The following is a 12,502-nucleotide window of genomic DNA, read 5'->3' on the forward strand; positions in this document are numbered from 1 at the left end:
TCCTCGCGCTCGGACCTGCTTCGACGCGTCGTGGGCCGCTTTAGCTCAGCTGGTAGAGCACATCATTCGTAATGATGGGGTCAGGTGTTCGAGTCACCTAAGCGGCACCATTTCCACTTCCATTCTCCGACCCCGCAACACCCGCGACCGTTTGGCGCGGGCGCCTTACGTTCGGGCGCGACGACCCCATCTTAGGAGGGTCGGCGAGTAAGGCCGGCGCGTACCCTTCCGGTCGGCGCGGCGATCCCCCTTGGCGCGTCGACCGGTCCCCGCGCGCGCTGGGCGGCCAATGCGGCTTTGCCCATTGCTGGCGCGCATGACCTCTGCTAATTGCCTCCGCTCTCTTCGCCGACGCTTTGCGTTGACCCGGATGGCCCGGTGGCGGAGTGGTGACGCAGCGGATTGCAAATCCGTGCACCCCGGTTCGATTCCGGGCCGGGCCTCCACCTTCCCAGACATCGCCAGGTTTCAGGGTCAGCCCTCGGTCGAGGTCCGCCGCCGACGCGGCGCGCCGCCGGCGGTCTCGCGGCGACGACGGCTCTCGCGCTTGTAGCGGGCGCGGTCCATGCGGGCGAACACCCAGCGGGTGAAGCTGGGCACGCAGTAGAAGAGATAGGCCAGGGTCAGGGCGATCGTCCCGGCCCCCACGATCAGCACGAACAGGAACGTCACCATCTCGGCCCCCACCGAATGAGTCGTCGATCCGTCGCGGTCGACGACGCTAGCTTACATCCGCCCCGACGGCCGGCACCGGCTGGGGCCTGGGCCGCATCAGCTTGCGGCGCAGGAGATCCAGCAACGGCTTTTCATAGACCAGGTGGATGACAATCGAAGCGGCGACGACGGCGATCGCCGCCAGCACGAAGATGACCTCGAACGACAGCGGCGTGACCTTGCGGGCCATCCGGATCAGCACGAAGCCGATCATGCCGTGGACGAGATAGAGCACGTACGAGCAACCGCCCAGGACGCCCAGCCAGGCCGGCAGGCGCGGCTGGGCCGCCCGCTCCCAGCTGGCCAGGGCGAACACCGTCAGGGTCGCGGCCAGGGCGTAGAGCAGGGGGCTGGAGACCTCGCCCAGCGGCGGCGCGGGCGAGGGCACGTTCCGGCCCACGATCGCCTCGACCGTCAGCAGGGCCAGGAAGGCGGCCAGACCGCACAGCACCATGAGGCCGGCGTGGCGCGGGCGATAGCGCTCTGACGCCCAGGCGGCCAGGGCGCCCAGGCCAAAGCCCAGGTTGTCGAGATAGGCAAAGGGGCGGAGCGCGACATCCAGGCGGGGATATAGCGCCCCAAGGATCAGCGAGGCCGCCATCCACAGCACCAGCAGGCCAAGGCCCAGCCGGCGCTTCCAGATGGCCAGGGCGAACAGGGCGTAGAACACGATCTCGTGGCGCAGCGACCAGGCCACCTCGCTGACCTGGTCCCCGGAATAGGGCAGCAGGGCCGCGTCCAGCAGCAGACCGCCGGGCGTGAAGTGGTGATCGCCGGCCACGCCGGGCATCACCGCCATGATCGCCAGCTTCAGCACGAAGAAGGTCAGGAAGATCGGATAGATCCGGACGATCCGCTTGAGGAGGAAGTCGCCGACGCGCTCGGGCCGGCCCAGATCGTCCCGGTGGCGGGTGAAGATGATGAAGCCGCTCAGCACGAAGAAATATTCGACGCCGGCGTGGCCGCCGCGAAACGCCGCGCCGAACACCGTGTAGCCGAAGGTCAGGCGCATCTCGTCGGTGAAGTGGAAGAGGGCGACCATCAGGGCGGCGACGAAACGGCCGACCTCCAGGGTCATCAGCTTGTCTTTCGACGCGTCCGCCATGACTTCCCCCGCCCGTCCCGACGTGTCCTACGCGGCGCGGCCGCTCGCAAGGGCTTTTGGCCGGTTTCGATCGATTTCGCGTTCTCGTTGATCGCGGAACGTCCGTTTTCCCGCACGGCAGAGCATTTCAAAATCCGAAACCGGAACATTTTAAGTGACAAAACGCACAGACCGCCAATAGCCGGTCGGCGTAAACCAGTTTTTGTCCAGCTCAATTAGCTGGCGCCGGGGTTATATTTATTGCGCAATCTGGGATTGATGCTCCCCAAGGCGTGTACTAATTCTCCTCGGTGCGAGCTTGGGGCGTGAGAAGCGTCTATACCGTAATCGGCGCGTTAATCACGGCGCTGGATTGGTTTCGAGGTCGTAACATGCGATCTACCTTTCGATCTCCCGATCTGCCGGCCGTCAGGCGCATCAGAAGCCGTGGTATGGAACGACAAGCCTATATGGAGCCCGCGCTGTATCCGGTCGCCGCCAGCCCCACGAAGCGGGTGATCGACATCCTGGCCGCGGCGGCGCTTCTGGTGTTCTTCGCGCCGGTGCTGCTGATCTCCGTCATCCTGATCAAGCTGGAGTCGCCGGGCCCCGCCCTGTTCCGCCAGACCCGGGGCGGACTGAACGGCCGCACCTTCACCATCCTGAAGCTGCGCTCGATGCGCTGCGAGGAGAACGGCGACACCGTCGTCCAGGCCAAGCGCGACGACGACCGCGTCACCCGCGTCGGCAAGATCATCCGTATGACGAGCGTCGACGAACTGCCGCAGCTGTTCAACGTGCTCAAGGGCGACATGTCGCTGATCGGCCCGCGTCCTCACGCCCAGGCTCACGACGCCCACTACAGCCAGCTGATCCCGACCTACAACCAGCGCTTCCTGGCCCGTCCGGGCCTGACCGGCCTGGCCCAGATCCGCGGCCTGCGCGGCGCCACCGCCACGGTCGACGACATGGCCCAGCGCATCGAGGCCGACCTGGCCTATATCGAGAACTGGACCATCCTGACGGACGTCCGCATCCTGGTGATGACCGTCCCGCACCTGCTGCTGGCCAAGAACGCCTACTGAGCTCCCATAATACCTCGGCGGATTTCCGGCTCTCGCGCCTCCCGCGCAGACGCCTTTCGGCTCGCGCCAAGATCGTCCGACGTCCGCATTTTGGGTATTGATCTCGCACCTGCGACAATCTGACCGCGACTAGGTTTCGCGGTGCGGAAAAGTGGTCTTCGCCGCCGGTGCGACCGGTCCAGATCTTGGCCATACCGGCTTTGACGGCCCGAACTTCCGCCTTTTCCAAGGTGGCGTCAGAGACCAGTCGGTCCCTTTTTCGATCTACTAAAGTCTATCATTTTTATAAAATGACAGATTTGATCCGTCATATCTCAAGTATGTCCGGGTATTACCGCAAAATTTACTATACAAAGCTCAAGTTCAGCTAAGGCATAACCTCGTTACGCGAAGCGTGGTTACTTTCTGTTTACTGCCGTCCCGCCATGTCCCCGAGCACGAAAGCTCGGCAGAAACCGGGCAGGGGATGAACAGAATGTCGAACACGAAAAAGCCCGGCGCGCTTGCGCTGTGCGCCCTGGCCTTGGTCGCCGCGCCACTGAGCGCTCACGCCGACGCCGCCAAGGATCTGCAGATCGCGGGTCGCGCGCTGACCTTCCTCGAGAACGGCCCGACGGGCAAAGCCACGCTGGGCGTGGTCTTCGATCCGTCGAAGCCCGCGTCCGTGGCCGAGAAGAACGCCGTCATGGCGGCCCTCGGCGGCGGCATGAGCGCCGGCGCCCTGACCATCACCGGCAAGCCGGTCGAAGCCGGCGACGTCGGCGGCGTGTCGGGCGTCGCGGCCCTCTACATCACCACCGGCGTCAACGCCGGCCCGGTCGGCGCCGCCGCCCGCGGCAAGAAGATCATCACCATCGGTTCGGACGTCTCCTGCGCCACCAGCGGCGCCTGCGTGATGAGCGTCTCGGCCGACCCCAAGGTGGAGATCGTGGTCAGCCGCACGGCCGCCGCCGCCGTCGGCGCGGTCTTCAAGGCCGCCTTCCGCATGATGATCCGCGAAGTCTGATCCGAGCCATCGAAAGAGACATGAACATGAAAACGACTCTCTTCGCCGGCGCTTCGGTCGGCCTCTGCATCCTGGCCTCGGCCACCGCCGCCTCGGCCCAGTCGATTGACTACGCGTCGATGGAGCAGCTCTTCAACGAGCCGGTCACCACCAGCGCCACCGGCTCGCCGCAGCGCTCGACCGAAGTTCCGGCCGCGATGGAGATCATCTCCGCCGCCGACATCAAGCGCTCGGGCGCCACCGACCTGCCGACCATCCTGGGCCGCGTCGCCGGCCTGGACGTGATGAACTGGGGCGCCGCCGGCGCCGACGTCAGCGTCCGCGGCTATGACCAGGCGATGTCGCCGCGCCTGCTGGTGCTGATCAACGGCCGTCAGGTCTATCTGGACCACTATGGCTACACCGCCTGGGCGACCCTGCCGGTGCAGCTGGAAGAGATCCGCCAGATCGAAGTGGTCAAGGGCCCCAACAGCGCCCTGTTCGGCTTCAACGCCGTGGGCGGCGTGGTCAACATCATCACCTACAACCCGAAGTTCGACAGCGAGAGCTCGGTGACGGCGCGCGCCGGCCTGCACGGCCTGGGCGAGGTGTCGCTGGTCCATTCGTTCAAGGCGGGCGAGCGCTTCTCGGGCCGCTTCTCGGCCGGTGCCAGCCAGGAAGACGAGTGGAAGAACCACAGCGCGACGATCAACAATCGTCTGCTGCATGATCCGGCCCGCGTCTCGGCCAACCTCGACACCATCACCCAGCTCACCGACAAGACCGAGCTGCGCGTGGAGGGTTCGTGGTCGAACAGCCAGATCAGCGAGCTGATCTCCAACAACAGCTATTCGCCGACCAAGTACGTCACCGACTCGATCAAGGCGACCCTGGCGTCGGAAACCCGCATCGGCTCGGTGCAGGTCTCGGCCTACCAGAACGACCTGACGGCCAAGCACATCGTGGTCGGCGCGCCGGCCCGCTTCAAGAACAAGGTCCAGGTCGTCGCCGTCCAGGACCTGTTCAAGATCGGCGCCCAGCACACCTTCCGCATCGGCGGCGAATACCGCCACAACGAGGTCAACACCGCCCCGATCGTCGGCGGCGAAGTGTCCTACGACGTCTGGTCGGCCTCGGGCATGTGGAACTGGGCGGTGACCGACAAGCTGTCGACCACCCTGGCCGTCCGCTACGACGCGCTGTCGCTGGAGCGTTCGGGCGTGTTCCCCACCGGCTATCCGCCGGTGACCAACGCCTACTGGGACCGCTCGATCAAGGAAACCAGCTACAACGCCGGCGTCGTCTATCGTCCGACCGGCGTGGACAGCCTGCGCCTGACCGCCGCGCGCGGCGTGCAGGTTCCGACCCTGGTCGACATGGGCGCCATCCAGGCCAAGGTCATGGCCGGCCCGATCACCATCGGCGTCATCGGCAACCCGACCCTGCAGCCCACGATCGTCACCAACTACGAGCTCGGCTACGACCGCGCCCTGCCGGCCCTGAACGCCAAGCTCGGCGTCTCGGTGTTCACGCAGAAGTCGGAAGACGTGAAGGGCATCCCCAGCACGTCGCAACTCGACATCGCCCCGACCGCGATCAGCCTGCCCCTGCTGAGCTATCGCAACATCGGCGACTCGAAGATGACCGGCGTCGAGGTCAAGGCCTCGGGCAAGATCGAGGGCGGCTTCCACTGGAGCGGCGACTACACCTACACCGACGTGAAGGATAAGCCCTTCGCCGGCTTCGTGCCCGCCAACCGCGGCGCCGCCTTCGCCCGCACCACCCCGACCTACCGCGCCAACGCGGCCCTGGGCTGGGAACAGGGTCCGTGGTCGGTCGACGGCTTCGCCCACTTCGTCGGCAAGGCCGCCTACTACAACACCGCCTCGGTGCTGACCCCGATCGACGCCTACGCCACCGTCGGCGGCCGCATCGGCCGTGAGTTCGGCCAAGGCTTCACCATCGCCGTCAGCGGCCAGAACCTCCTGAAGGACAAGCAAGTCCAGACGACGGGCCTGGAAGCCGAGCGCCGCGTGCTGATCAGCGTCACCAAGGCCTGGTAGGCTTCACGCCTAGCTGAAGACGATGAGGGCTCCGCCGAAAGGCGGGGCCCTTTTTCTTGGATCCTCCCCCTCTGGGGTAGGTGGCCCGGAGGGCCGGAGGGGGTCCTCCACGATAGAGGCCGGAGAGGACCCCCTCAGTCGCTTCGCGACAGCTCCCCCGAAGAGGGAGCATCTCCCTAGTCGTCCCAGCCCTTGATCTTCTTTTTCTTCCCCAGCGCGAAGATCCCCGGATAGGGGCCCTTGCCGGTGCGGTAGAGGCACCAGTCATCGTCTTTCTTGCAGGCGCCGTCGAAGGCGGCCTTCTTGTCGGGGTCGATCACCGCGAACATCGCCGGACCGTTCTTGTACTTGGCGCCCAGCTTCTCGGCGCAGGCGGCGCGTTCGGCCTTGGTCAGGGCCAGCTCGTCGGCGTTGGCGCAGCCGATGCCGTCACGGGCCGCCTGACGCAGCGTATCGCCGCCGCCGGTCAGTTCGCGGGCCTTGAAGCCGGGCGGGGCGATGGCCTGGGTCGGTGGCGCAGGTCGGGTGATCGGCGCGGGGGCGACGGGCGTGACGGCGCGAGCGATCGGCGGGGCGGCCGCGCGAGGAGACGTGGCGGCGGGCGTCGCCGGCTTGGGCTGGGCGGGGCGGGCGATCGTCTCGGGTGGACGCGACGGGGCCAGCAGCTCGACGCTCAGCGCCGGCGGCTCGACCATCTGCGGCATGACGTGGGCGCCGGCAATCAGGCCGGCCAGCACCAGCAGGTGAGCCGCCGTCGAGGCCAGCAGGATCCACGGACCGCCGCCCTTGCGGCGTCGGCGCGGCGCCGTTCCGCCAGTCGTGAGGGCGAGAACCGCCTGCATTCCGTCGTCCATCCTGTCCAGGACTTCAGATAGGGACGCGGTGCGGCTGAACCATGACCCCAACGTCACCGTCTAGAAATATGGGTCGAAATGAAAAGGGCCCGGCGTCGCCGCCGGGCCCTTCAAGCTCTCCAGCTTAGGTCGTCACCGCTTAGGCGGCGGCCTTCGTCTTGACGCCGAAGCGGCTGTAGAAGGTCTCGCCGTTGGCGGCCATGTCGCGCAGCAGTTGCGGCGGCGCGAAGCGGCTGCCGAACTTCTGGGCCAGGGCGTCGCAGCCCTCGACGAAGGCCTTCAGGCCGATGCCGTCGATCATGCTGACGGGACCGCCGGTCCAGGGCGCGAAGCCCCAGCCCAGGATCGCGCCGACATCGGCTTCGCGCGGATCGACGATGACGCCTTCCTCGAAGCAGCGGGCGGCTTCCACGGCCTGGCGATAGAGGAGACGCGTGCGGATCTCCTCGATCAAGGCCTTGTCGGCGTCCTTGGTGGTGACCGGCATCAGCTCGGCCAAGCCCGGCCAGATCTTCTTCTGACCACCCTCGGGATAGTCATAGAAGCCCTTGCCGTTCTTGCGGCCCAGACGGCCCAGCTCGACGACCATCTTGGCCAGCACGGGGGCGAACGGACGCTCTTCGTACTTGTCGCCGAGGTCCTTCTTGGTCTGCTCGCCGATCTTGTAGGAAAGGTCGAGCGCGACGTCGTCGTTCATCTCCAGCGGACCCCGCGGCATGCCGGTGGCGCGGCCGACATTGTCGATGATCGCCGGGGCGATGCCCTCGGCCATCATTTCCAGGCCTTCCTGCACGAAGGTGCCGAAGCAGCGCGACGTGTAGAAGCCGCGGCTGTCGTTGACGACGATCGGGGTCTTCTTGATCTTCAGGACGTAGTCGATCGACTTGGCCAAGGCCTCCTGCGACGTCTGCTCGCCCATGATGATCTCGACCAGGCCCATCTTGTCGACCGGCGAGAAGAAGTGGATGCCGATGAACGAGGCCGGGCGCACCGAGGCCTTCGACAGGCCGGTGATCGGCAGGGTCGAGGTGTTGGAGCCGAAGATGGCGGTGTCGGCCAGCTGGGCTTCGGCCTTCTTGGTGACTTCGGCTTTGACTTCGCGGTTTTCGAAGACGGCTTCCACCACTAGGTCCGAACCCTTGACCAGCGCGTAGTCGGTGGTCGGGGTGATGAGGGCCAGGATGGCTTCGCCCTTCTCTGCGGTCATCTTACCGCGCGAGACGGCCTTCTTGACCAGGCCTTCGGCGTAGGACTTGCCCTTGTCGGCGGCTTCCTGCGTCTGGTCGATCAGCACGCTCTCGATGCCGGCCATGGCTTGGACATAGGCGATGCCCGCGCCCATCATGCCGGCGCCCAGGACGGCGACCTTCTTGACGTCGTAGTGCGGCACGCCGGCCGGACGGCCCGAACCCTTGCCCAGCTCCTGCAGGCTGAGGAACAGGGTGCGGATCATGCCCTTGGCCTGGGGCGTCATCATGGTCTTCAGGAAATAGCGGGTCTCGATCCGCAGGGCGGCGTCGAACGGCACCTGCGTGCCTTCATAGACCGCCTTCATGATGTTCAGCTGGGCCGGATAGTTGCCATAGGTCTGCTTGCGCAGCATGGCGTTGCCCATCACGAACACCTGGCTGCCGCCGGCGGTATAGGGGCCGCCGCCGGGCAGCTTGAAGTCCTTCTTGTCCCACGGCGCGACCGGGTCGCCCTTGGTCTTGACCCAGGTCTTGGCGGCCTCGACCACCTGGTCGGCGGGCACGACTTCATGCACGACCTTCAGGGCCAGAGCCTCGGCCGGCTTCATCGACTTGCCTTCCAGCAGGTAAGGCGCGGCGGCCATCACGCCGATCAGGCGCGGCAGGCGCTGGGTGCCGCCGGCGCCCGGCAGCAGGCCGACCTTGGCTTCCGGCAGGGCCAGCTGGATCTTGGGATTGTCGGCCACGACGCGATAGTGGCAGGCCAGGGTGATTTCCAGGCCGCCGCCCATGGCCAGGCCATTGATGGCCGCAGCCACCGGCTTGCCGCAGGTTTCCAGGGCGCGGAACGCCTTGTTGAGCGCGAAGCCCGCTTCGAAGGCGGCCTTCAGGCCCTCTTCGCCGCCAGCACCGCCGCCGATGCCGCCCGAACCACCCAGTTCACCGAGGTCTGCGCCGGCGCAGAAGCCGGTCGTCTTGCCCGAGGTGATGACGGCGCCCTTGATGGCTTCGTCGGACTTGATGCGCTCGACGACCTCGCCGACTTCCTTGATGACCGAAGCGGTCAGGGTGTTCATCGTCCGGCCGGGCACGTCGAAGGTGACCAGGGCCACGCCGTCGGAATCGACCTCGATCTTGAAGTTTTCCATGTTCGTTCTCCAAATCCTCCCCTTCGGGGGAGGGGGACCGCGAAGCGGTGGAGGGGGGCCTCTCCGGCCTAGACCGTTGAGGACCCCCTCAGTCGCTCCGCGACAGCTCCCCCAGAGGGGGAGCATCGGGTTTGATCAGACGCGTTCGATGACGGTGGCGGTGCCCATGCCGGCGCCGACGCACAGGGTGATCAGGGCGGTTTCCTTGTCCGAGCGCTCCAGCTCGTCGACCATGGTGCCCAGGATCATCGCGCCGGTGGCACCCAGGGGGTGACCCATGGCGATGGCGCCGCCGTTCACGTTCATCTTGTCGTGCGGGATGTTCAGCGCCTGCATCATGCGCAGGACGACGGCGGCGAAGGCTTCGTTCAGCTCGTAGAGGTCGATGTCGGAGACCTCCATCTTCAGCTTCTTCAGCAGCTTCTCGGTGACCAGCGACGGACCCGTGAGCATGATCGAGGGCTCCGAGCCGATCGAGGCGGCGCCCTTGATGCGAGCGCGGGCCTTGAGACCCAGGGCCTCGCCCATTTCCTTGGTGCCGATCAGCACGCCGGCGGCGCCGTCGACGATGCCCGAGCTGTTGCCGGCGTGGTGGACGTGGTTGACCTTTTCCACCTGCGGATAGCGCTGGGTGACCACCGCGTCGAAGGCCATGTCGCCCATGCCCTGGAACGAGGGGTTCAGCGAGGCCAGGGTCTGCATGGTGGTGGCGCCGCGCACGGTCTCGTCATGGGCCAGGATGGTCAGGCCCAGCTGGTCCTTCACCGGCACGACCGACTTGCTGAAACGACCATCGGCCCACGCCGCGGCGGCGCGCTTCTGGCTCTCGACGGCATAGGCGTCGACGTCGTCGCGGGAAAAGCCGTACAGCGAGGCGATCAGGTCGGCCGAGACGCCTTGCGGGGCGAAATAGGTCTTGAAGGCCGAGGACGGGTCGGTCGGCCAGGCGCCGCCGTCGCTGCCCATGGGCACGCGGCTCATGCTCTCGACGCCGCCGCCGATGGCCAGGCCCGCTTCGCCCGAGGCGACCTTGGCGGCCGCCATGTTCACGGCTTCCAGGCCCGAGGCGCAGAAGCGGTTGATCTGCACGCCGGCGACGCTCTCGGCGTAGTCGGCGGTCAGCACGGCGGTGCGGGCGATGTCCGAACCCTGCTCGCCGACGGGGGCGACGCAGCCCAGCACCACGTCGTCGACGTACGCGGTGTCGAGGTTGTTGCGGTCGCGGATGGCTTCCAGGACCTGGGTGGCCAGGGACAGGGCGGTGATCTCGTGCAGAGACCCGTCCTTCTTGCCCTTGCCGCGCGGGGTGCGCACGGCGTCGAAGATGTAAGCGTCAGCCATTTGATGGCTCCTTCCTGCGTAGTTCTAAGCGGGTTGTTTGGTGGTCGCCGGCTCGACCCGCACATCCGTGCGGACTGAATTGGCGATGAAACAGGCGTGGTGTGCGGCGTCGTGCAGGGCCGCTTCGGCGGCCTCGTCGGGCGCGGCGCCCTGCCAGGTGATCCTGGGTCGCAGCGTGACGGTGCTGACCCAGTGCGCGCCATGCTCGTTCTTGGTCATCACGCCTTCGGCCGTGTCGGCATAGGCGATGATGTAGAAGCCGGCCCGGCGGGCCAGGTCCAGGAAGGTCAGCATGTGGCAGGACGACAGCGCCGCCACGAACATTTCCTCGGGGTCCACGCCCGCCGGATCCGACCACGGCAGCGGCACCACCGACGGCGAGGCCGAGCCGAGCGCCGTCACCCCGCCGTCGAACGACAGCGTATGGGCGCGGCTGTAGCGGCCCTTGGGGAAGTCGGCCCCAGGCTCCAGCGTCCAGGAAACGGTGGCGGTGTGAACCGACACTATTTCCACGCCCCGATCGGGCTCTTGCCCAGCGGCTTGCAGATCAACCCACGCGCCGAGACCTTGGCGCTGTAGGTGACGCGCTGGCCGAATTCCGGCGCTGGCAGAGCGCAGGCCGTGAAGCCCGAGGTGGTGACCTCGAGGTTCCAGGTCGCGATCTTGGAGCGCAGCAGGTTCTGGCAGACGTCGGCGCCGGGCGTCAGCGGCAGCTTGAAGTCGCCCGGCTGCGGGCGCTTGCCCACCAGCTTGCCGGCGAAGGTCAGGGGGCGGCGGCCGCCCTTTTCGGCGCGCACGCAGACCACGGCGGCGCGGGCGTCGGCGGCCGGCGCGGCCTGGGCCATCATCAAGGCGATTTCGATCACAGCGTCCTCGCGATCAGCAGCTTCATGATCTCGTTGGTGCCGCCATAGATGCGCTGGATGCGGCTGTCCTTGTACATCCGGGCGATCGGGTACTCGTTCATGAAGCCGTAGCCACCGAACAGCTGCAGGCAGCGGTCGACGATCTTCCCCTCCAGGTCCGAGACCCAGTACTTGGCCATCGAGGCGGTCGAGGCGTCCAGCTTGCCCGCCAGATGCTGCTCGATGCAGTGGTTGACGAAGACCCGGGCGATGGTCGCCTCGGTCTTGCATTCGGCCAGCACGAACTGGGTGTTCTGGAAGTCGATGATCGCCTTGCCGAACGCCTGGCGCTCCTTGACGTAGGCGATGGTCAGCTCCAGCGCCCGCTCGATGGTGGCCATGCCCTGCACGGCGATGTTCAGCCGCTCCTGTGGCAGCTGGCCCATCAGCTGGAAGAAGCCACGGCCCTCGTCGACGCCCAGCAGGTTCTCGGTCGGAATCTTGACGTCGTTGAAGAACAGCTCGGAGGTGTCCTGGGCTTCCTGGCCCAGCTTGTCGAGGTTGCGGCCGCGCTCGAAGCCTTCGAGAAGGCCATCTGGGCCGTCGGTCTCGACGATCAGCAGCGAGGTGCCGCGCGCCCCGGCGGTCGGGTCGGTCTTGGCCACCACGATGATCAGGTTGGCGGTCTGGCCGTTGGTGATGAAGGTCTTTGAGCCGTTCAGGACGTACTGGTTGCCGACCTTCTTGGCGGTGGTCTTGACGCCCTGCAGGTCTGACCCGGCGCCGGGCTCGGTCATGGCGATCGCGCCGACCAGCTCGCCAGTGGCCAGACGCGGCAGCCAGCGCTGCTTCTGCTCCTCTGTGCCGTATTCCAGGATGTACGGCATGATGATGGCGTTGTGCAGGCTGATGCCGAAGCCATCGACGCCCTTCTTGCCCAGCTGCTCCATCAGCACGACCTCGTGGCGATAGTCGCCGCCGGCCCCGCCGTACGCCTCGGGCATGGAGAGGCCGAGCAGCCCGGCCTCTCCCGCCTTGTTCCACATCGAGCGGTCGACGCAGTGGTTCTTGCGCCAGATCGCCACGACGGATTCAGGGGCGTGCTCGTCGAAGAATTTCCCGATCGCGTCCTCGAAGATCACGATGTCTTCTTCGGCCATGAAGGCGGGTTTTGCGACGTCGAGCACGCTCAT

At 66.5% G+C, this 12,502-nt stretch carries 11 protein-coding genes and 2 tRNA genes; 5 read left to right on the forward strand and 8 right to left on the reverse strand.

Annotation, left to right across the window (positions count from 1 at the left end; genetic code table 11):
- The first annotated feature begins 34 nt into the window (after positions 1-34).
- Together AC1RUS_RS13755 and AC1RUS_RS13760 are read left to right on the forward strand one after the other, a co-directional pair.
- A tRNA-Thr gene (locus tag AC1RUS_RS13755) sits at positions 35-110 on the forward strand.
- A gap of 262 nt (positions 111-372) precedes the next feature.
- A tRNA-Cys gene (locus AC1RUS_RS13760) sits at positions 373-446 on the forward strand.
- 28 nt (positions 447-474) lie between these two features.
- Here the strand turns inward: AC1RUS_RS13760 and AC1RUS_RS13765 are convergent.
- Together AC1RUS_RS13765 and AC1RUS_RS13770 are read right to left on the reverse strand one after the other, a co-directional pair.
- Positions 475-675, reverse strand: a complete 201-nt coding sequence (locus AC1RUS_RS13765) for a hypothetical protein (RefSeq protein ID WP_492916989.1) — start codon at positions 673-675, stop codon at positions 475-477.
- Positions 676-721: 46 nt separating this feature from the next.
- Positions 722-1,819: an acyltransferase family protein gene (locus AC1RUS_RS13770; RefSeq protein ID WP_492916991.1), complete on the reverse strand. Its 1,098-nt coding sequence runs from the start codon at positions 1,817-1,819 to the stop codon at positions 722-724.
- A gap of 431 nt (positions 1,820-2,250) precedes the next feature.
- Here AC1RUS_RS13770 and AC1RUS_RS13775 point away from each other — a divergent pair, with 431 nt between their 5' ends.
- The 3 genes from AC1RUS_RS13775 to AC1RUS_RS13785 all read left to right on the forward strand — a co-directional run bounded on the left by AC1RUS_RS13775 (position 2,251) and on the right by AC1RUS_RS13785 (position 5,931).
- Complete coding sequence (locus AC1RUS_RS13775) at positions 2,251-2,883, forward strand: exopolysaccharide biosynthesis polyprenyl glycosylphosphotransferase (RefSeq protein WP_492916993.1); 633 nt, start codon at positions 2,251-2,253, stop codon at positions 2,881-2,883.
- Between the two features lie 475 nt (positions 2,884-3,358).
- Complete coding sequence (locus AC1RUS_RS13780; protein WP_492916995.1) at positions 3,359-3,889, forward strand: hypothetical protein; 531 nt, start codon at positions 3,359-3,361, stop codon at positions 3,887-3,889.
- A 26-nt stretch (positions 3,890-3,915) separates the two neighbouring features.
- The gene (locus tag AC1RUS_RS13785; protein WP_492916997.1) at positions 3,916-5,931 is read left to right on the forward strand and encodes a TonB-dependent receptor plug domain-containing protein; all 2,016 of its coding nucleotides are present in this window, start codon (positions 3,916-3,918) and stop codon (positions 5,929-5,931) included.
- 176 nt (positions 5,932-6,107) lie between these two features.
- Here AC1RUS_RS13785 and AC1RUS_RS13790 read toward each other — a convergent pair whose 3' ends face one another.
- The 6 genes from AC1RUS_RS13790 to AC1RUS_RS13815 all read right to left on the reverse strand — a co-directional run bounded on the left by AC1RUS_RS13790 (position 6,108) and on the right by AC1RUS_RS13815 (position 12,502).
- The gene (locus tag AC1RUS_RS13790) at positions 6,108-6,773 is read right to left on the reverse strand and encodes a hypothetical protein (protein WP_492916999.1); all 666 of its coding nucleotides are present in this window, start codon (positions 6,771-6,773) and stop codon (positions 6,108-6,110) included.
- 151 nt (positions 6,774-6,924) lie between these two features.
- Positions 6,925-9,123: a 3-hydroxyacyl-CoA dehydrogenase NAD-binding domain-containing protein gene (locus AC1RUS_RS13795; protein WP_492917001.1), complete on the reverse strand. Its 2,199-nt coding sequence runs from the start codon at positions 9,121-9,123 to the stop codon at positions 6,925-6,927.
- A 135-nt stretch (positions 9,124-9,258) separates the two neighbouring features.
- Positions 9,259-10,464, reverse strand: coding sequence for an acetyl-CoA C-acetyltransferase (locus AC1RUS_RS13800; protein WP_492917003.1), 1,206 nt, complete (start codon positions 10,462-10,464; stop codon positions 9,259-9,261).
- 24 nt (positions 10,465-10,488) lie between these two features.
- Positions 10,489-10,968, reverse strand: coding sequence for an OsmC family protein (locus AC1RUS_RS13805; protein WP_492917005.1), 480 nt, complete (start codon positions 10,966-10,968; stop codon positions 10,489-10,491).
- Positions 10,968-11,312, reverse strand: coding sequence for a hypothetical protein (locus AC1RUS_RS13810; protein ID WP_492917124.1), 345 nt, complete (start codon positions 11,310-11,312; stop codon positions 10,968-10,970). Before AC1RUS_RS13810 ends, AC1RUS_RS13805 begins: the two co-directional genes overlap by 1 nt.
- Positions 11,313-11,326: 14 nt before the next feature.
- Entirely contained in the window at positions 11,327-12,502 is a 1,176-nt protein-coding gene (locus AC1RUS_RS13815) for an acyl-CoA dehydrogenase family protein (protein WP_492917007.1), read from the reverse strand.

This window comes from Caulobacter sp. GW821-FHT10F06, from assembly GCF_058809215.1.